The organism is Sporosarcina trichiuri, assembly GCF_030406775.1.
In the GTDB taxonomy this organism is placed as follows: domain Bacteria; phylum Bacillota; class Bacilli; order Bacillales_A; family Planococcaceae; genus Sporosarcina; species Sporosarcina trichiuri.
The window spans coordinates 1,238,151-1,257,274 of the sequence record NZ_CP129119.1 but is presented as its reverse complement, the minus strand read 5'-3'; the positions used below and the strand labels follow the sequence as shown (position 1 = coordinate 1,257,274).

The following is a 19,124-nucleotide window of genomic DNA, read 5'->3' as shown; positions in this document are numbered from 1 at the left end:
TAGGCAGCCGTGTGGTTGAACGGGACGGCCCCCCTTCTGGTATACTAAAGGAATACTATTAAGCTGTGAGGGAAATGGAATGACAACTTATACACCAATGATGCAACAATACCTGCAAGTGAAATCCCAGTATGAAGATGCGTTCTTGTTTTTCAGATTGGGTGATTTTTATGAAATGTTCTTTTCGGATGCAACAGAAGCTTCCCATCTCCTGGAAATCACGCTGACGAGCCGGGATGGCGGAGAGTCAGGCAGGATACCGATGTGCGGCGTGCCGTACCATTCTGCCGATGGCTATATCGAGACGCTGGTCGGCAAAGGGTACAAGGTGGCGATCTGTGAACAGACCGAGGATCCGAAGCAGGTGAAAGGACTGGTCAAGCGGGAGGTCGTCCGTGTCGTCACGCCAGGTACGATTACTGAAGGAAAGGCTATCGATGCCCGTACCAACCACTACATCGGATCATTGGACCGCGTCGGAGAAGCCGCATGTGCCATCTCCTACATCGACCTGGCAACGGGCGAAGGTACTGCCGAGTACATTTATGGGGATGAAACGTCGATTGTACAGGCGATCGACTCTCTCGGCATGAGAGAAGCCGTCGTGGATGAACAGCTGCAGATTGCGCTCGCCGAATCGGCAGGGACCAAAGGGATCGTCCTGTCTTCCTGTGATACGGATAGTTATGAACCGCACGGCCGTGAATTGTTCAATGGACTGCCTGCCCCTGCTGTCCCGGCGTGCAGACGCCTGGTCGGATATTTGCAGCAGACCCAGAAATCGAGCCTTGATCACCTGCAGCCTTTCCGGTTCCTGGCAAGGGAAGCCAAGCTGTCCATTGATGCCAACTCGATGAGAAACCTGGAACTTGTCGAGTCGATCCGTTCGGGCGGCAAAGAAGGGACGCTGTTTTGGCTGCTCGATGAAACGAACACCGCCATGGGAGCACGGAAACTGAAAACGTGGATCCGCCAGCCGCTTGCAGACCAGAAGGAGATTGAACAGAGACTCGCCATCGTGGAGGAACTGATTGCCGCGTTCTTCCTGCGAGATGACCTGAAAGCCGCCCTCCGGGACGTATACGATCTGGAACGGCTGGCCGGACGGATTTCGATGGGCAGTGCCAATGCAAGGGATCTGGCGCAGCTGCGCAACTCCCTGCAGACCATCCCGGCACTGAAAAGACTGCTTGCGGAGTCAAACATGCCGCGGCTCCGGGAGTTCGCCGATCGGATCCGACCGTGCGAGAATCACTGCCGGCTGCTCGTGGAAGCGATTGCGGAAACACCTCCGCTGTCCGCAAAAGATGGCGGTGTCATCAGGGACGGCTACCACGGTCAGCTGGATACATACCGGGATGCTGCACAGAACGGCAAGCAATGGCTGGCCGAACTCGAACAGAAAGAACGGGAACTGACCGGCATTAAAGGATTGAAAATCGGCTATAACCGGATTTTCGGTTACTTCATCGAAATCACCAGGTCCAACCTGCATCTCGCGGATCTCACCCGATACGAGAGGAAACAGACACTCGCGAACGCGGAACGCTATATCACCGCTGAACTGAAGGAGAAAGAGGAATTGATCCTGAATGCGGAAGCGCAGAGCCTGGAACTCGAATACACCCTGTTCACCGAAGTGAGGGAGCGGATGAAGGCTGGCATCGAAGAAATACAGCAGCTCGCCTCGGTCATCAGTGAACTGGATGTACTCGCTGCGTTCGCAGAAGTATCCGAAACACAGCAATATACGAAACCGAGTTTCACGGATGCCCGGACACTCGAGATCAGGGACGGACGCCATCCTGTCGTGGAAAAGATGATGGATCACTCCCTGTATGTGCCGAACAGCTGCAAGCTGACGAAGGAATCCAATATGCTGCTCATCACCGGGCCGAACATGTCCGGGAAAAGCACATACATGCGGCAGGTGGCACTTACGGTCGTCATGGCGCAGATCGGCTGTTATGTCCCTTGCGAGTCGGCCGTGCTGCCGGTCACCGATCAGATTTTCACGAGGATCGGGGCGGCGGATGACCTGGCTTCGGGACAGAGTACATTCATGATGGAGATGATGGAATCCCAGCAGGCGATCGCACATGCGACAGACCGCAGTCTCCTCCTGTTCGATGAAATCGGACGGGGAACCTCCACGTATGACGGCATGGCGCTCGCGCAGGCGATGATGGAGTATATCCACGACAAAATCGGTGCCAACACCCTGTTCTCCACGCATTACCACGAGCTGACGGCATTGGATGGACAGCTGCAGCGCCTGGTGAACGTGCACGTTGCTGCGATGGAACAGGAAGGGAAGGTCGTCTTCCTCCACAAGGTGATGGGAGGGCCGGCCGATAAGAGCTACGGCATCCATGTGGCGGAGCTCGCAGGACTGCCTGAAGCACTTCTCGACCGTGCCCGCGTCCTGCTGGAAGGTTTCGAGAACCAGCATGCGGATGAACAGCCGCAAAAACCGGCCGGGGAGCAGATCAGCTTCTTCGATTTTGCCCAGGAAGAGCCTGAAACGATGCCGGCCGAACATAAGGAAGTCCTGGAGATGATCGCGGAATTGGATCCTGCCAATACGACACCTCTCCAGGGACTGCAGATCCTGTTCGATTTGAAAGCGAAGCTGAAGTGAGAAAGGAAGTGGCAGAATGGACATCATAAAAGTGATGGATGCTCCGCTCGCCAACAAAATAGCAGCCGGGGAAGTGGTGGAGCGCCCGGCTTCCATCGTGAAGGAACTGGCGGAGAACTCGATAGATGCCGGCAGCACATCGATTGAAATCAGCCTGGAAGAGGCCGGCCTGACGAGCATCCGGGTGACGGACAATGGAAAAGGGATGAGTTTCGCGGACGCCATCCGGGCATTCGAACGGCATGCAACGAGCAAGCTGGAGAATGAGCATGATCTGTTCCGGATCCGGACACTCGGTTTCCGGGGGGAGGCCCTGGCAAGTATCGCCGCCGTTTCGAAAATCGATCTGTGGACGTCGGATGGCGAGGTAGGCACCAAGGTGCAGCTGGAAGGCGGCCGGATTCTCGGTCACCAGGCGGCCGCCCTGCGGAAAGGGACGGATATCACAATCTCCCAAGTATTCTTCAATACACCGGCGCGGCTGAAATATATGAAGACCATCCAGACGGAACTCGGCCATACGATCGATCTCGTCAACCGTCTGGCGATCAGCCATCCGCGCATCGCCTTCCGTCTATCGCACGGACAGCAGGTCTTGCTGAAAACCTCGGGGTCAGGGGACCTGCAGCGGGTGCTCTCCGATGTATACGGCATCGCAGTCGCAAAGAAGATGATTCCTTTCGCAGGCGGGAATGCCGATTACAGCGTAAGAGGGTATGTGACACTTCCGGAGATGACACGGGCTTCGAAGAACTATATGACTGTCCTCATCAACGGCAGATGGGTCAAGAGCTATGCGGTCAACAATGCGGTGCTCGACGCACTCCATACGTATTTGCCGATCGGACGTTTCCCGATCGCGGTGATTGAAGCGGAGGCGGATCCGTACCTGACAGACGTCAATGTGCATCCTTCGAAACAGTTCATAAAGGTGAGCAAGGAATCCGAACTGCTGTCGGCTGTCCGGGAGGGGATCCGCACGGCGGTGAAACGCGCATTGATCATCCCGGATGCGGTACCAAAGGAGAAGAAACCGAAGCAGGCGGACAGTGTCCAGGAATCATTCTGGAAGACTGCAGGTTTCCGGAAAGATCCGGTGCCTGCAGAACAGCCTGCTCCATCGGTCAGCGGTTTTGAACAGACCGAGAGCCCGGCAGCAGAGCAGACGGCTGAAACCCGGCAGGAATTCAGCACGGTACAGTCGGCAGCCTGGACACCGGATCTCACGGAAAGGATGCCGACGTCTCCGGAGTCAGCTGAAATACCAACCAAGGCGGAAACACCCATGCCAGTGCCTGCTGCATCATTTCCTGTCCTTCTGCCTGTCGGTCAGGTGCATGGCACCTATATCGTCGCGCAGAACGAAGACGGTTTCTACCTGATCGATCAGCACGCGGCGCAGGAACGGATCAAGTACGAATACTTCCGGAAAAAGATCGCGCAAGTGGATCATGCGGAGCGGCAGATGCTCCTCATGCCCCTCATCTTCCATTACTCGGCCGATGAGCAGCTGAAGATCGAGGAACGGCTCGGTGCATTGGAAGAAGTCGGTGTATTCCTCGAACAGTTCGGGCCGTCATCCTATACCGTGAAAGAGTATCCATCCTGGTTCCCGCCGGAAGAGGCGTCCTCGATCATCGAGGAGATGATCGAACAAGTACTCCACACGAGGAAAGTCGACATTGCGAAGCTCCGCGAAGATACAGCCATCATGATGAGCTGCAAACGTTCCATCAAGGCGAATCATCATTTGACACCGTCCGATATGCAGCGCCTCCTGAAAGATCTGGGAGCAGCCGAGAACCCTTACACATGTCCTCATGGCAGGCCGGTGCTCATCCATTTCACGACCTATGAACTGGAAAAGATGTTTAAACGGGTCATGTAGCGAATAGGAGGGAAAGCAGTGGAAAGAGAAACTCTGATCATGTCCGACGGATGCATGGTGGAAGCCGTGTCGCTCGGGCCCGGCAGCACCCCACGTGGCCATATTCACCTCGTGCATGGCATGGCGGAACATATCGGCAGGTATTCCGGTGTGATGGAAGAACTTGCAGCACAAGGGTATGCGGTCAGCGGACAGAACCAGCGGGGACATGGCCCGCTTGCAGAAGAGGCCGGCCGTCTCGGTGATTTTGGAGACAACGTCACATTCGACCGTCTTGCAGAGGATGTCCGGGAAGTGCTGGCCCATTACAAAAAACGGTTCGGAAGGGTGCCATGTATACTGTTCGGTCACAGCATGGGCTCGTTCGTCGTCCGGCGTTACAGCCAGAAACACGGCCGTGAACTGGATGCCCTCATTTTGTCGGGGACGGCAGGCGGACCGGGCATCGGCGGAACAATATTGGCCTCCATGCTGTCTGTGAAAGACGGCAGCCATGCCCCGAGTTATCTGCTGGATAAGCTTGGGTTCGGCGGGTATAACAGATCCGTCGATCATCCGGAAACGAAATTCGACTGGCTGTCAACAGACCGGAGAGCAGTCCGTGAATACATCGCCGACCCGCTGTCCGGAGCCGTATCGACGAATAAGTTTTTCCGTGTATTGTTTGAGGGTCTGAAAGTGATCAGCACCGCAGATGCCTACCGATCAGTCCCGAAAAGCCTGCCGGTGCTGTTGATTTCCGGGAGTGATGACCCTGTCGGCGATATGGGAGCAGGGGTTTTCGAGGCAGCAGCCCTTTATCGGAATGCCGGTGTCCGGAGTGTTACCGTCAGTTTCCGTGAAGGGGAGCGGCACGAAATACTGCAAGGGGCGGCTCAGGCGCGTACACTTGCCGTCATGCTTGAATGGCTGGTGAAATCGTGAAGAACCAGCTGGATGTTATCGTCATTGTCGGACCGACCGCTTCTGGGAAGACGGACACCGCTGTCGGTCTAGCTCACTGCCTGGCTGGGGAAATCGTGAACGGCGATGCCATGCAGGTATACCGGGGGCTGGATATCGGCACAGCAAAGATCACAGCAGATGAAATGGAAGGGATCCCCCACCATCTGTTCGACATCAAGGCGCCGGAAGAGCCGTTCTCTGCCGCGGAGTATCAGCAGATTGTCAGGGAAAAGATCACGGAAATCAAGCAGCGCGGTAAGATGCCGATTGTCGTCGGCGGGACCGGTTTGTACATCCAGTCGGTCCTGTATGACTACCGTTTCACGGAGGCAGCGGGTGATGAACGTGTACGTGCCCGTCTTGAAGAGGAACTGGCGGAAACAGGGCAGGAGCCGCTGTACAGACGGCTCACAGAGCTGGACCCTGAAAGTGCCCGGAAAATCCATCCGAACAACCACCGCCGGCTGATCCGTGCGCTTGAAATCCTTGAAGTGAGCGGCAATACAAAAGCCGAACAAGAATCGGATGTGGGTGCCGTCCCGGTCATGAATGCCTTGATCGCCGGGCTGGACATGCCGAGGGAGATCCTGTATGAGCGCATAGACCGGCGGGTGGAGCGGATGATGGACGCCGGACTGCTGGAGGAAGTCGGGGAACTGCGGAGACAGGGGATCCGTGACGTCCAATCCGTCCAGGCGATCGGCTATAAGGAATTGTATGAAGCATTGGACTGCGGACAGCCGCTGGATGAAGCCGTCGATCTGGTCAAAAGGAACACCCGCCGGTATGCAAAGCGCCAGATGACGTACTTTCGCAACAAGCTCCCGGTCTGCTGGCTGGACGCGCAGGCGGGAAGAGATGAGCTCGTCAGGATTATTTGCAGCAAGGTGAAGGAATGCAGTGAATCGATGGCGAATAGAGAAGGAAGCTTTGAAGAAAAACAACGGTAGGGGGACTCCTCATTGGCAAATGCAAATATGCAGGACGTGTTTTTGAATTCGCTCCGCAAGAACAATACATTCGTCACGATATTCCTGACAAACGGGTTTCAGCTGAAAGGGATCATCAAATCCTATGACAATTACACGGTCCTGCTTGAATCCGACTCGAAACAGCAGCTCATCTACAAACATGCGATTTCGACCTATGTGCCGGCGAAACCAGTCGTCCTGAAAGATGAACAATAAAAAAGGCCTGTGCGGGCCTTTTTTTTATTTTGGCAGCAGAGACCGCTGGGGCAGCTGCCAGTGATATTTGATCGACAGCATGCGCAGGGCGGCAGTGGCAGCCAGCAGTACATAAAGAGCAGCATCATGCACATAGTTATCGAACCCGACGATGAGCCCCGCGAGTGCTGCCCATACCGCATAGATATCGCTCTTGAAGATGAGCGGCTGGCGGCCGGCAAGCAGATCACGGATCACACCCCCGCCTGCTCCGGTCAATACGGCGGCTGCCACGACCGCAAACAGCGGCATATCCATCCGGACAGCCATCAGGGCGCCCTGGATCGCAAAAGCCGCGAGTCCGATCGCATCGAAATACGCTCCCCATCTGTTCCAGGTCTTCAGCAAGTAGCCGGAAAAGAAGAAGATCACAGCGATCAGGACGGAAGCGACAGTGAAAAACAGACCTTGTTCCCACAGGACGGAAACAGGGATGCCGATCACCAGATTACGCACAGTCCCTCCGCCGAAAGCGGTCACCATCCCGAGGATGTACACCCCGAACATATCAAAGTCCTCCTCCATTGCAACAATTGCGCCGGAGATGGCAAAAGCAGCAGTCCCAATCAGACTGAAAATGTCCCAAGTCACCGAATCGTGCCTCCGTTCTTATAATGTGCAGCTGCGCCAGCCGGCTTCATTCATTTACCGGCGGCGTCTGAACTGCTAAAATGGATTGTATATCTATGGACAAGAATGGAGCATCCTGAATGAGTATACAGCAATTGAACAACGAAATCCTTGCGCGCGCAGAAAAGATAGAGACGGAAATACGGCCATATTCGCAGGAGACGGAGCGGATCGCCCTGTTCAACCAGCAGAAAGTGCTTGCCACATTCCGTAACAACCGCGTCAGCGACTTCCATCTGAATGGCTCGACCGGATACGGCTATGACGACTCAGGCCGTGAAGTCCTCGAACGGGTGTATGCGGATACGTTCGGTGCGGAGGATTGTCTCGTCCGCGGTCAGATCATCTCAGGCACACACGCCATCGCCATCACGCTTTTCGGCATTCTGCGGCCGGGTGATGAGCTTCTTTATATTACCGGGAAACCATACGACACGCTGGAATCCATCGTATCCGGAGGGGACAAGGATACCGGCTCGCTGAAGGATCTGAATATAAGCTACCGTCACGTCGATCTTCTGGATGACGGCAGTGTCGATTTCGACGAAGTCGAGCGGCAGATCCGCCCTGAAACAAAGATGATCGCCATCCAGCGCTCCCGCGGGTACGCAGACCGTCCGTCGTTCACAATCAGCAAAATCCAGGAGATGGCGGAGCGCATCAAATCGAAGCACCCCGGCCTCATCCTATTCACCGACAACTGCTACGGTGAATTCACAGAAGAACTGGAACCGACCGAGGTCGGCATCGATATCATGGCCGGGTCCCTCATCAAAAACCCGGGAGGCGGTCTTGCGCGTACAGGCGGCTATATTGCCGGGCGCGCGGATCTGATCGAGAAATGCAGCTACCGGATGACTTCCCCGGGACTCGGCGCGGAAGCCGGCGCGAGTCTCGACACGCTTCGTGAAATGTATCAAGGTTTCTTCCTGGCACCGCACGTCGTCAGCCAGGCGGTCAAAGGGGCACAGTTCACCGCGGGCATGCTCGCCTCCTATGGACTGGAGACAGCGCCGCATTTCTCCGCCAAGCGGACTGACCTGATCCAATCCGTCTCATTTGCCAGCGCTGAGCAGATGATCGCATTCTGCCAGACCATCCAGGAAAACTCGCCGATCGACGCCCATGTCAGCCCGGTGCCGTCGTACATGCCGGGATATGCCGATGATGTCATCATGGCGGCCGGTACGTTCATCCAGGGCTCCAGCATCGAACTGACAGCGGACGGTCCGATCCGGCCGCCATACACGGCGTACGTCCAGGGCGGCCTCACCTACGAGCACGTCAAGGCGGCCATCCTGAGTGCGGTCGGCCGACTGGAGGAACTGGGTCTTATCAAGTGACAGGCCCGGGCGACTGCCGGAACTTGTCCTGGTCGCTAACGACATCTTGAACACGATCATGAAACAGGGATAATGATCATAAATTTGTAAAAGTGATCATAAATCCGCAATAGTGACCATAAAAACAGGAAAGTGATCATAAATCCGGATTTCCGCTCATAAACACGTGGAAGTGATCATAAAATCCGAAAAGCGCTCATAACTTCACATACCGGCACCCGCCGGTACGCGGCCCGTACCCCGTTCCTGCAGCAGACACGGCCGCGCAGAAAAGGAGCAAGCCAAGGATCGGATTTGCCGGCTGCGCTTCGCTCCGCGTATTCGGAGCGGGAGCGGAGCAGAGAGGTTCACTGGAAGATAAGGGATCATAAACTAAGCAAAGTGATCATAAATCACGATATGCACTCATAAACTTCCCGGAATGCCAGCCGGCCTGCGCAAGCTGCCGCCTGCCGGGGGAAACCTCAAAAAACAGCACGGACGCCATGAAAACGTGACGTCCGTGCTGTTTTTTGCTAATTCAATGGATGGTACGATACACGCCGACGACCTTGCCGAGAATCGATACATTTTCGACAATGATCGGATCCATCGATGAGTTCTCCGGCTGCAGCCGGAAATAATCTTTCTCTTTGAAGAAACGTTTCACTGTCGCTTCATCCTCTTCAGTCATCGCGACGACGATTTCACCGTTGCTCGCAGTGTGCTGCTGCTTCACGACGACACGGTCGCCGTTCAGGATTCCTGCTTCAATCATACTCTCCCCCATGATCTCCAGCATGAAAAGGTTGTCCTCTGAAGTACCGAACGAGTCGGGAATCGGGAAATATTCTTCAATGTTCTCGATTGCGGTGATCGGCAGTCCTGCCGTGACCTTTCCCACAAGAGGGACATGTACGACACCTGTCTTGAGTTCGTCGGCATCTTCCTGGCCGAGAACTTCGATCGCACGGGGCTTTGTAGGATCCCGTCGGATAAGACCCTTGCTCTCTAGCCGGGCAAGATGGCCGTGGACGGTCGAACTCGAGGCCAGACCGACCGCTTCACCGATTTCACGGACGGAAGGCGGATAGCCCTTCTTCTGGACTTCGTCTTTAATGAATGACAGGATGTCTTCCTGCCTTTTTGAGATCTTCTTCAAACGTGTTCACCTCTTCGCTGATTTCGCAGTCATTGGCAGCGCTGCGGCCTGTTTCTATAAAAATAGTATAACAGGTGTTCGTACATATAGCAAACACAGGTTCTAATTTCAAGGTTGACTTCCAAACCTCTGTTCGCATATAATAAAAACAACGAAGCGAACGTACATTCTGAAAGGGGTTTTTTTCATGGCTGCCATCTTGAATAGGAATAAAAATATCATCGGGGCTTTTGCGGTTTTGACAGTCCTAACATTCGTCCTTATACTGAAATTCTCAGTTCCCAATGAATTCGTCGAGGTGACGGTCATCCAGGGGGATACATTATCAGCGCTTGCAGAACGGTACTCGGGAGAGATGCCCGCAGACCGGTGGATCAGGGAAGTTGCAGCATTGAATGATCTGGACGGAGCGGCGATCATGGCAGGAGAAGATCTCAAGCTTCCTTTACAATCGTATCAGGGGGCCGATGATGTTCGGCTTGTCTTCGCAGAGGAGGAGTGAACTATGGGCAAGGCAGGGCGCTGCGTCATCTATTGCCGTGTAAGCACAGATAAGGATACTCAGGAAATGTCGCTCTCCCGGCAGCAGGAAGAGCTTGAAAAGCTGGCGGACGAGCTTGGCTTCACCACTGCGGCTAGTTTCGTCGACAGGCACAGCGGCTATGAACTCGATCGTGAAGGTCTGCTCGATCTGCTCGATTTCATACGTGACGATTGTATCGGAGCCGTCCTGGTGCAGGATGAGACGAGGCTCGGGAGAGGGAATGCCCGTGTCGCAGTCCTTCATCTGCTGGCCAAGACAGGTACTTCGGTATTTACGAATCATGACAGCGGACCGCTGGAACTGAATGAGATGGACACGATGCTGCTCGAAATATTGGCGATCGTGGAAGAGTACCAGCGCAAATTACATAATGCAAAGATCAGAAGAGGGATGAGACGGGCTGTGGAAGCGGGATACCGCCCTGAACGCAACTTGAGGAACCAGGGGAACGCGGAAGGCAGGGAACGGATCGATACGCCTGTGCAGGAGATCGTCTCACTGCGGGAAAAGGGACTGACGTTCGAAGAGATCACGTCTGTCCTGAAGGGGCTCGGCCACCAGGTCAGCAAGGCCACTGTGCATCGCCGTTACCAGGAATATACATCTGAGCATGGAGACTGATTGGTTGCACTTCCGCCTGTAATTGTATACGTTAAAATGACGGAAACGAACAGGAGGGATTCAATTGCTGGAAGACAAGAAAATCAAGCGGATCAACGAACTTGCAAAAAAAGCGAAAACGACCGGATTATCGGTCGAAGAGGCGAAGGAGCAGTCACAGCTGCGGAGTGAATATCTGAAGACATTCCGCTCGACGATGAGGGATACGATCGAAAATGTGAAGGTGATCGACCCCGATGGGAACGATGTCACGCCTGACAAGGTGAAAGACGCAAAAAACAGGAAATTCCTGAATTGAGCCGGAAATGCTCATGACCACCGCAGTTTGTATTCCTGCGGTTTTTTCATTACAATGAAAGAGGAAACTAGTTTCATGAAGATAACTTGAAAGGGTGTTCTAATCGATGACCAAACCTGTTGATCAATTGGCGATCAATACGATCCGCACATTGTCGATCGATGCAATCGAAAAAGCAAACTCCGGCCATCCGGGCCTTCCTATGGGAGCTGCACCTATGGCGTATGTACTGTGGACACAGCATATGCATCACAATCCATCGAATCCTTCCTGGTTCAACCGTGACCGTTTCGTCCTGTCAGCCGGACACGGGTCTGCGCTGCTGTACAGCATGCTCCATCTGAGCGGGTACGATCTTCCACTCGATGAGCTGAAGAATTTCCGCCAATGGGGCTCCAAGACACCCGGGCATCCTGAATATGGCCACACAGCCGGTGTGGAAGCGACGACAGGTCCTCTTGGGCAGGGAATCGGCATGGCGGTCGGCATGGCGATGGCAGAAAAGCACTTGGCTGCCACTTATAACAAACCGGGGTACGACATTGTCGATCACTACACATACGCACTTTGCGGTGACGGCGACCTGATGGAAGGTGTTGCCGGGGAAGCGATCTCCCTTGCCGGCCATCTTGAGCTTGATAAGCTGATCGTCCTGTATGACAGCAATGATATTTCACTCGACGGAGAACTGGACATGTCCTTCACTGAAAAGATCCAGAAGCGTTTCGAGTCTTACGGCTGGAATTATATCCGCGTGGAAGACGGCAATGATACGGACAGACTCTCTGACGCGATCGGACAGGCAAAACAGAACACCGGCGGCCCGACGCTCATCGAAGTGAAGACGATCATCGGCTACGGCTCTCCGAACAAATCCGGTAAATCGGATGTCCACGGCGCGCCGCTTGGTGAAGATGAAATGAAATTGACGAAAGAATACTATAAATGGACGTTCGATCAGGATTTCCATGTACCTGAGGAAGTCTATGAAACGTTCAAGACGTCCATCCAGGAAAACGGCATGGACAGTGAATCCGAATGGAACAAATTGTTCGGCGCCTATGAAGCTGAACATGCCGGACTTGCAAAACAGCTGAAGGCTGCAATCGACGGTATTGACACCGAGTCGGTCGGCGCTGCGCTGCCTGTATATGAAACAGGCAAGTCGATTGCGACCCGCTCAGCTTCCGGCGATGCCATCAATGCGATTGCAAAAGCACTCCCTTCGTTCTTCGGCGGAAGTGCGGACCTCGCAGGTTCCAACAAAACGGCAATCAAAGGGGCAGGGGACTTCCTGCCGGGCACTATGGAAGGACGCAATATCTGGTTCGGTGTTCGTGAATTCGCAATGGGCACTGCATTGAATGGAATGGCGCTCCACGGGGGATTGAATGTCTTCGGCGGGACGTTCTTTGTCTTCAGCGACTATGTGCGTCCTGCAGTCCGTCTCTCGGCGCTTATGGGACTTCCTGTCACATACGTATTCACCCACGACAGCATCGCAGTAGGGGAAGACGGTCCGACTCACGAGCCGATCGAACACCTGGCATCCCTTCGTGCAATGCCCGGGTTGTCCGTAATCCGTCCTGCGGATGCCAACGAGACATCGGCGGCTTGGAAGCTTGCTGTCACGTCGGCGGACAAACCGACCGTGCTTGTGCTGTCCCGCCAGAACCTGCCAGTCCTTGAAAAATCGAAGGAATTGGCAGACGAAGGTGTCCGGAAAGGGGCGTACATCGTTTCGCCGAGCGAAGCGGACCAGCCGGAAGCCATCCTGATTGCCACCGGCTCCGAAGTCAGTCTCGCTGTGGACGCACAGAAAGAGCTCCGCAGCAAAGGGATCGACGTTTCCGTTGTCTCCATGCCTTCCTGGGATCGTTTCGAGGAACAGGACGCCGGCTACAAGGAACAAGTACTGCCGAAAGCTGTCACCGCGCGTCTCTCCCTTGAAATGGGATCTTCCCTCGGCTGGCACAAGTACGTCGGCACTGAGGGGGACGTACTGGCGATTGATACATTCGGCGCCAGCGCACCTGGAGATATCGTCATGAAAGAATACGGCTTCCATACAGGGAACGTCATGGAGAAAGTGACCGGACTGCTCGGCAAGTAATTGCCTGTCCGGCGGTTTCCATCCCTCTTATACACTGCCTGCAGAGCCATCTCCGGATGGCGCCTGCAGGCAGTGTTTTTTTTTTTTTGACAGCGCCGACGATGTGATTCGACAGAACTAGTCGACTTCCGTTCCGTGAATTGACAGTCTTTTTGAAATCGTTGTTATACGATGTAGGAAAGGAGTGGTCATCCATGCGAACTTATGGCATCTATAAAATCAAAGAAACTTATCAGGACTTCGTACTTGGCAGAGAACGGCTGCTGTATGATTTACTTAGTGCGGACGGAAGCGACACCCATCTGAATGAAGTAAGATACTTGTGCGATCGTCTGGAAATCGGCGCGATTGAAAATGCGATCATGAAACAGCTTGGCAAGAACTTTCATACAATCGACAGAGGCGATATGAAGTATACACTGACCCATCCGCTGAAAGGAACGATTGACGTCGGCTTCTCGAGCCATGCCCTTCATGCGACCTGCCACGGATCCCGTATGCTCGACCTGGACTTGTTCGTTGCCCTCTCCAGTGCGGAAGACCGATATTTCGCAGTGATGGATGAATCGTGCGAGTGGGGCTGGCTGAAACCGATTCGCACATCTGATCACGTCCTGTCCGCAGGATGCCTTCTGGCCCAGTGAAATCGCTGCAGCGCGTTCGAGTGAATGCCGTAATTCCTGAAAGTCGTGATTGAGACGTTGCGAAGATGGACTGCGATGCTGTATAATCCTACTTGGTGGAAACACTTGGACTATTGCAGCAGGGGAGGTAGTACGTATGACTGTTTGGTGGATTGTTGGAATCATTGTTGCACTTGCAGCCGGGGTGGCTCTTGGCTTCTTCTTGGCTCGTCAATACATGATGAAATATCTGAAAGAAAACCCGCCGATTAATGAAGATATGCTCCGCATGATGATGATGCAGATGGGGCAAAAACCTTCTCAAAAGAAAATCAATCAAATGATGGCTCAAATGAATAAGATGTCTGACAAAGAAGCGAAAAAGAAGAAGTAATTCATTGATATACGAAGTGTTCCTGTACATAGGTGATCACTTGCTGGAATAGGGCGCTTGCGGAAGATCATAACGTGATCTTCCGCAAGCGCCCTTTGCCAATTTAGAACCATTCATGAGTTCAGCAGCCCGTATTTCCTCAGGAAGCGCCGGACGGTCATTTCATATTCTTCCGGGTTCTCATTGAAGGAGCGTGCATGCGCCCCTTTCGGAAACAGTTTGATGGCTTTCGGTCCTTGTTTCCGTTCATACAGATCTTCCGTCATCGCGGGGAGTATGAAATCATCTTCGAGGCTGTGGATGAACAGCATCGGTTTTTTGACTTGATCGACGGCCTCTTTTGGTGAAACGAGCGTTGTTGTGTAGCCATCCCGGATCTTCAAGAAAAGATTGGCAATCCGTATCACTTTCGGACTTCTGAGAGGCGTCGTCGTCCTTAGTATGTGGAACACCTGCTCCGTGAAATCGGAGAACGGGCAGTCCGCCACATAGAAGTCCGCCTCCTCCTCGTACGTTCCGGCCGTCAGGATCATCGTGGCGGCGCCCATCGACTCTCCGTGGATCCCGAGCAGTGCACGCTTGCCGATCCGGCTGCGCACAGCACCGATGATCGCATGCAGATCCATTTTTTCGTAAAACCCGAAACTCGTCGTCTTCCCTCCGGACTCTCCGTGTCGCCGGTGGTCATACACCACCGAATTGAAACCGAGACGCTCGAACATACGGGCGAATTTCATGGAGTTGATCTTATTCTCGGTGACACCATGCGTGATGATGACCGTCCTTGTCGTATCGAGCGGTTTCAAATAGACAGCATGCAGCAGATAGCCGTTCGGCGACTGGATCTTCATGACAGCCTTCGGAACCGTTTCATACCAATGGCCATCGAACCGTCTCGCGATCGTCTCGCGTTTCAGCACCAGCTCGGCATCCTTGACTTTCAAGAACATGAGCCGGTTCGTCGCAATTATGCCGAACGCCGTCACGGTACCCGCTGCCAGTGCTGTCAGTCCGCCCGTGATCGCAAGAAATCGTTTCTTCACATCCTTCCAGCCCCTCTCAGCATGTTCCTTTTTCGAAAAGACGGTACATTCCGGTGTCGATTGGCCGGGAGACGTAAGGGGCGATAGCGGATATCGCTTCGCACATCTTCCCAACGTCGATTCCCGTTTCGATTCCAAGGGAATCGAACATATTGACAACGTCTTCCGTCGCCACATTACCGGTCGCCCCTTCTGCAAACGGACAGCCGCCAAGTCCGCCTGCCGACGTATCGAACCGATCCACACCCGCCTGGAGTGCAGCAAAAATGTTCGCCAATGCCATTTTACGGGTGTCGTGGAAATGAGCAGTCAGCAGGACTGACGGGAACGCCTGGCGGAGACGGGAGAACAGTTCGAAGCTCTCTGCAGGGTTCGCCATACCGATCGTATCGGCGACACTCAGTTCGTCGACTCCGAGAGCGACGAACCGCCGGCATAGTTCGATGACGTCCTCGATATCCGTCTTGCCTTCATATGGACAATAGAATGCAGTGGAGATGCATGCGCGGACAAAGATTCCATCCTCTTTCAATTGTTCGATGACCGGTGTCAGCGCCTCCACACTTTCATCAGTCGACCGGTTGATATTCTTTTGATTGAATGTATCACTTACTCCGACAAAGACGGCAACGGCTTCTGCCCCTGCGTCCCGGGCGAGACTGACTCCTTTTGAATTCGGTGTCAGAACGATGGCGCGCTCGAACGGTACGGCATTCCTGGCAATATCCCCGGCATCCTTCATCTGCGGAACCCATTTGGGCGATACGAATGATGTCAGCTCGATCTCCCGGACGCCCGAGGTTTTCAGAAGGCGGATGAATTCGAGTTTGGCGTCTGTCGGCACCTGGTTCTTCTCATTCTGGAGTCCGTCACGCGGTCCCACCTCGATTATTGTTGCACGATTTGGTAAACTGAACATAGTATCCCTCCTGCAGTCTATTCTACCGGACACTTGCAGATGCAGGCAATCCATATGTGGGAATGTTCAGAGAACCGGACGGGAGGGCATGTTCCATTACATAAGGGGGGAATTGTTCATGACAGAAGAGATCATTATTGCAAGTGCTGTACGTACGCCTATCGGTTCGTTCCTGGGCGCCCTGAAAACAGTCAGCGCGGCGGAGCTTGGCGCAATCGCCATCAAGGAAGCGGTGCAGCGTGCCGGCATCGTGCCGGAAGAAATCGATGAAGTCATCATGGGGAATGTGCTTCAGGCGGGCTCAGGACAGAATCCTGCACGGCAGGCCTCCATTAAAGCCGGTTTGTCCGAACAGGTGCCTGCAACAACTATCAACAAAGTCTGCGGGTCCGGTCTCAAAGCAGTCCAGCTGGCCAGGCAGGCGATCCTCGCAGGGGATGCTGACGTAATTGTCGCAGGCGGAATGGAGAGCATGAGCCAGGCGCCTTATGTGCTGAAAAATGCACGCGAAGGGTTCAAGATGGGGGACCAGCAGCTCGTCGACACGATGATTTCCGATGGGCTCTGGTGTGCATTCAACGATTACCATATGGGTATCACCGCAGAAAATCTGTGTGACCGTTATGAGCTGACCCGCGAAGAGCAGGATGAGTTCGCTGCAGATTCTCAGAAGAAAGCGGCGGCTGCGCGTGCTGCCGGCAGGTTCAAAGAAGAGATTGTTCCGGTGGAGATCCCGGTCCGCAAAGGGGACCCCGTCCTGTTTTCAGAAGACGAATATATCAAAGAAGGCACAACAGCGGAAAAACTGGGGAAACTGCGTCCGGCCTTCAAGAAGGAAGGCAGTGTGACGGCAGGGAACGCATCCGGCTTGAATGACGGTGCTGCAGCACTGGTCATCATGTCGAAGACGAAAGCGGATGCGCTTGGCGTCGAACCGCTCGCGGTGATCCGGGCGAATGCCACCGCAGGCGTCGATCCCGCTGTCATGGGAATCGGACCTGTCCAGGCGGTTGCGAATGTGCTGAAACGTGCTGACCTGACGCTTGACGACATCGACCTGATCGAGGCGAACGAAGCGTTTGCCGCCCAGTCGCTTGCAGTCGGCCGTGAATTGAAATTCGATAACGCTAAGCTGAACGTCAACGGCGGGGCAATCGCACTCGGTCATCCGATCGGCGCAAGCGGTGCCAGGATCCTCGTCACCCTGCTGCATGAGATGAAGCGCAGGGATGCGAAGCGCGGTCTGGCAGCTCTTTGTGTCGGCGGCGGCCAGGGTGTCGCTGCTGTTGTCGAACGCACTGATGTGTAAAAGGAGACGATGGAATGAGTAAGAAACGGACAAGCAGCCAAAAGCCCGCTGGTAAACAAGATGACGGGAATCTGACACTTGCGGACGCCCTCGGAGACAGCGTACTATCCAAGCTGAAACAAGCGAAAACAGAGCTGTCCCAGAAAGCCGCACAAGAAGAGGAAGAAAAGAAACAGCGTGCAATCCGCGAACGGCAGGAACGGGAAGCGAACAAGTCGTTTGCTGAGCTGCTGGACGAATACGATGGACCGGCACGCAAATATTGAACAGGGGACCGCACAGTATTTTGTGCGGTCTTCTTTTGAAGGAGCTGGCAGGCTGGATGAAAATCGAGAGGATCATTATTAGAGAACTGGAAATGATGATGAAGAATCCGTTCACGACAAGTTTCGGCACGATGCAGAAACGGCGGTTCTCTGTCGTCGAAGTGCAGGACGAACTCGGAAACTGCGGGTTCGGGGAAGGAGTCGCATTCACCGAACCATCCTATACGGAAGAAACAGCCGGGACGGCTCTCCATATGATGCAGGACTTCCTCATTCCCCTCCTTGCAGGGAAAACAATCGAACACCCGGACGATGTATCAGTGATCTTCCGGCCGATCCGCAAAAATAATATGGCGAAGGCGGCAATCGAATGCGCTGTCTGGGATTGCTGGGCAAAACGCATTGGAGTTTCTTTGTCCGCTGCACTCGGCGGAACGAAATCCCTCATCGAAACAGGGATCAGCATCGGCCTCCAGCCGTCACCTGCTGCTCTGCAGGACCGCATTCGGCAGAGTCTGTCAGCGGGATACAAACGGATCAAAGTGAAAATTAAACCCGGCAATGATCTCGAGTTGCTCGCAGGCATACGGGAGGTGTTTCCCGATATCCCGCTCATGGCTGACGCCAATTCCGCTTACTCCCTCGCGGATATCAGCCTGCTGAAAAAGCTCGACCGGTTCGATCTCATGATGATCGAGCAGCCGCTTGCGGAAGATGACATCGTGGATCATGCAGCCCTGCAGAAGGAATTGCGGACGCCGGTCTGCCTGGACGAAAGCATCCTGTCGGCGGAAGACGCCCGTAAAGCGCTCCAGCTCGGGAGCTGCAGAATCATTAATATAAAGATTGGCCGTGTCGGGGGACTGACGGAAGCAAAAAAAATCCATGACATCTGTCAGGCAGCAGGTGTTCCGGTCTGGTGCGGAGGAATGCTTGAAGCCGGCATTGGCCGTGCCCATAACATAGCGTTGACGTCGCTGCCTGGATTCAGTCTGCCAGGCGATACGGCAGGCTCCTCGAATTATTGGGAACGTGACATCGTGATGCCTGAAATACAGGCGGAAGACGGACACATCCCCGTACCTGAAGGACCGGGGATCGGATTCGATATCGACTGGGAAGAGCTTGAGCAACACACAGTCAATCGGCTGACATTCGATTTGCTCCGATGAATACATAG

General features: G+C 54.2%; 19 protein-coding genes. 15 read left to right on the top strand and 4 right to left on the bottom strand.

The features are described 5' to 3' along the window. Positions 1–79 precede the first annotated feature (79 nt). The 5 genes from mutS to hfq are packed head-to-tail and all read left to right on the top strand — an operon-like array spanning position 80 to position 6,661. Positions 80–2,641, top strand: a complete 2,562-nt coding sequence (gene mutS, locus QWT68_RS06690) for a DNA mismatch repair protein MutS (RefSeq protein WP_040286794.1) — start codon at positions 80–82, stop codon at positions 2,639–2,641. 16 nt (positions 2,642–2,657) lie between these two features. Next, on the top strand, positions 2,658–4,529 hold the full coding sequence (gene mutL, locus QWT68_RS06685; RefSeq protein WP_040286793.1) for a DNA mismatch repair endonuclease MutL: 1,872 nt from the start codon (positions 2,658–2,660) through the stop codon (positions 4,527–4,529). Between the two features lie 18 nt (positions 4,530–4,547). After that, a complete protein-coding gene (locus tag QWT68_RS06680) occupies positions 4,548–5,453 on the top strand; it encodes an alpha/beta fold hydrolase (RefSeq protein ID WP_290150263.1) in 906 nt (301 codons plus the stop codon). After that, positions 5,450–6,424 (top strand): tRNA (adenosine(37)-N6)-dimethylallyltransferase MiaA, encoded by a 975-nt coding sequence (miaA, locus tag QWT68_RS06675; RefSeq protein ID WP_290150262.1) that lies wholly within the window; start codon positions 5,450–5,452, stop codon positions 6,422–6,424. The genes QWT68_RS06680 and miaA overlap by 4 nt, the downstream gene beginning before the upstream one ends. Positions 6,425–6,451: 27 nt before the next feature. Beyond that, entirely contained in the window at positions 6,452–6,661 is a 210-nt protein-coding gene (gene hfq / locus QWT68_RS06670; RefSeq protein ID WP_040287271.1) for an RNA chaperone Hfq, read from the top strand. 24 nt (positions 6,662–6,685) lie between these two features. Here hfq and QWT68_RS06665 read toward each other — a convergent pair whose 3' ends face one another. After that, on the bottom strand, positions 6,686–7,291 hold the full coding sequence (locus QWT68_RS06665; RefSeq protein ID WP_290150261.1) for a trimeric intracellular cation channel family protein: 606 nt from the start codon (positions 7,289–7,291) through the stop codon (positions 6,686–6,688). Between the two features lie 119 nt (positions 7,292–7,410). Here QWT68_RS06665 and QWT68_RS06660 point away from each other — a divergent pair, with 119 nt between their 5' ends. Then, positions 7,411–8,673, top strand: a complete 1,263-nt coding sequence (locus tag QWT68_RS06660; protein WP_290150260.1) for a methionine gamma-lyase family protein — start codon at positions 7,411–7,413, stop codon at positions 8,671–8,673. 520 nt (positions 8,674–9,193) lie between these two features. Here the strand turns inward: QWT68_RS06660 and lexA are convergent. Beyond that, positions 9,194–9,814: a transcriptional repressor LexA gene (gene lexA / locus QWT68_RS06655; RefSeq protein ID WP_040286790.1), complete on the bottom strand. Its 621-nt coding sequence runs from the start codon at positions 9,812–9,814 to the stop codon at positions 9,194–9,196. A 187-nt stretch (positions 9,815–10,001) separates the two neighbouring features. Here lexA and QWT68_RS06650 point away from each other — a divergent pair, with 187 nt between their 5' ends. The 6 genes from QWT68_RS06650 (at position 10,002) to QWT68_RS06625 (ending at position 14,407) form a co-directional block, all read left to right on the top strand. Beyond that, positions 10,002–10,316 (top strand): LysM peptidoglycan-binding domain-containing protein, encoded by a 315-nt coding sequence (locus tag QWT68_RS06650; RefSeq protein ID WP_290150258.1) that lies wholly within the window; start codon positions 10,002–10,004, stop codon positions 10,314–10,316. A 3-nt stretch (positions 10,317–10,319) separates the two neighbouring features. Continuing rightward, the gene (locus QWT68_RS06645) at positions 10,320–10,979 is read left to right on the top strand and encodes a YneB family resolvase-like protein (RefSeq protein WP_040286788.1); all 660 of its coding nucleotides are present in this window, start codon (positions 10,320–10,322) and stop codon (positions 10,977–10,979) included. Positions 10,980–11,043: 64 nt separating this feature from the next. After that, the gene (locus QWT68_RS06640; RefSeq protein ID WP_040286787.1) at positions 11,044–11,277 is read left to right on the top strand and encodes a DUF896 domain-containing protein; all 234 of its coding nucleotides are present in this window, start codon (positions 11,044–11,046) and stop codon (positions 11,275–11,277) included. A 106-nt stretch (positions 11,278–11,383) separates the two neighbouring features. Next, a complete protein-coding gene (tkt, locus tag QWT68_RS06635) occupies positions 11,384–13,390 on the top strand; it encodes a transketolase (RefSeq protein WP_040286786.1) in 2,007 nt (668 codons plus the stop codon). A gap of 194 nt (positions 13,391–13,584) precedes the next feature. Beyond that, positions 13,585–14,034, top strand: a complete 450-nt coding sequence (sirA, locus tag QWT68_RS06630) for a sporulation inhibitor of replication protein SirA (RefSeq protein WP_290150255.1) — start codon at positions 13,585–13,587, stop codon at positions 14,032–14,034. 136 nt (positions 14,035–14,170) lie between these two features. Further along, complete coding sequence (locus QWT68_RS06625; RefSeq protein WP_040286784.1) at positions 14,171–14,407, top strand: YneF family protein; 237 nt, start codon at positions 14,171–14,173, stop codon at positions 14,405–14,407. 113 nt (positions 14,408–14,520) lie between these two features. Here QWT68_RS06625 and QWT68_RS06620 read toward each other — a convergent pair whose 3' ends face one another. Both QWT68_RS06620 and QWT68_RS06615 read right to left on the bottom strand, forming a co-directional pair. Next, positions 14,521–15,450, bottom strand: a complete 930-nt coding sequence (locus QWT68_RS06620) for an alpha/beta hydrolase (protein WP_040286783.1) — start codon at positions 15,448–15,450, stop codon at positions 14,521–14,523. 16 nt (positions 15,451–15,466) lie between these two features. Next, entirely contained in the window at positions 15,467–16,369 is a 903-nt protein-coding gene (locus QWT68_RS06615; RefSeq protein ID WP_290150254.1) for a hydroxymethylglutaryl-CoA lyase, read from the bottom strand. Between the two features lie 118 nt (positions 16,370–16,487). Between QWT68_RS06615 and QWT68_RS06610 the strand changes: the two genes are divergently transcribed. Genes QWT68_RS06610 through menC form a run of 3 tightly spaced genes read left to right on the top strand, consistent with a single transcriptional unit; the run spans position 16,488 to position 19,116 of the window. Then, positions 16,488–17,678: an acetyl-CoA C-acetyltransferase gene (locus tag QWT68_RS06610; protein ID WP_040286781.1), complete on the top strand. Its 1,191-nt coding sequence runs from the start codon at positions 16,488–16,490 to the stop codon at positions 17,676–17,678. A gap of 14 nt (positions 17,679–17,692) precedes the next feature. After that, on the top strand, positions 17,693–17,944 hold the full coding sequence (locus QWT68_RS06605; protein WP_290150253.1) for a YqkE family protein: 252 nt from the start codon (positions 17,693–17,695) through the stop codon (positions 17,942–17,944). 56 nt (positions 17,945–18,000) lie between these two features. Then, the gene (gene menC, locus QWT68_RS06600; protein ID WP_040287270.1) at positions 18,001–19,116 is read left to right on the top strand and encodes an o-succinylbenzoate synthase; all 1,116 of its coding nucleotides are present in this window, start codon (positions 18,001–18,003) and stop codon (positions 19,114–19,116) included. Positions 19,117–19,124 lie beyond the last annotated feature (8 nt).

Excerpts from the sequence above, each read along its gene's own strand:
- mutS (WP_040286794.1), top strand. The coding sequence starts at position 80 with ATGACAACTTATACACCAATGATGCAACAATACCTGCAAGTGAAATCC.
- mutL (WP_040286793.1), top strand. The coding sequence starts at position 2,658 with ATGGACATCATAAAAGTGATGGATGCTCCGCTCGCCAACAAAATAGCA.
- hfq (WP_040287271.1), top strand. The coding sequence starts at position 6,452 with ATGCAGGACGTGTTTTTGAATTCGCTCCGCAAGAACAATACATTCGTC.
- QWT68_RS06660 (WP_290150260.1), top strand. The coding sequence starts at position 7,411 with ATGAGTATACAGCAATTGAACAACGAAATCCTTGCGCGCGCAGAAAAG.
- QWT68_RS06650 (WP_290150258.1), top strand. The coding sequence starts at position 10,002 with ATGGCTGCCATCTTGAATAGGAATAAAAATATCATCGGGGCTTTTGCG.
- QWT68_RS06645 (WP_040286788.1), top strand. The coding sequence starts at position 10,320 with ATGGGCAAGGCAGGGCGCTGCGTCATCTATTGCCGTGTAAGCACAGAT.
- tkt (WP_040286786.1), top strand. The coding sequence starts at position 11,384 with ATGACCAAACCTGTTGATCAATTGGCGATCAATACGATCCGCACATTG.
- sirA (WP_290150255.1), top strand. The coding sequence starts at position 13,585 with ATGCGAACTTATGGCATCTATAAAATCAAAGAAACTTATCAGGACTTC.
- QWT68_RS06625 (WP_040286784.1), top strand. The coding sequence starts at position 14,171 with ATGACTGTTTGGTGGATTGTTGGAATCATTGTTGCACTTGCAGCCGGG.
- QWT68_RS06615 (WP_290150254.1), bottom strand. The coding sequence starts at position 16,369 with ATGTTCAGTTTACCAAATCGTGCAACAATAATCGAGGTGGGACCGCGT.
- QWT68_RS06610 (WP_040286781.1), top strand. The coding sequence starts at position 16,488 with ATGACAGAAGAGATCATTATTGCAAGTGCTGTACGTACGCCTATCGGT.
- QWT68_RS06605 (WP_290150253.1), top strand. The coding sequence starts at position 17,693 with ATGAGTAAGAAACGGACAAGCAGCCAAAAGCCCGCTGGTAAACAAGAT.
- menC (WP_040287270.1), top strand. The coding sequence starts at position 18,001 with ATGAAAATCGAGAGGATCATTATTAGAGAACTGGAAATGATGATGAAG.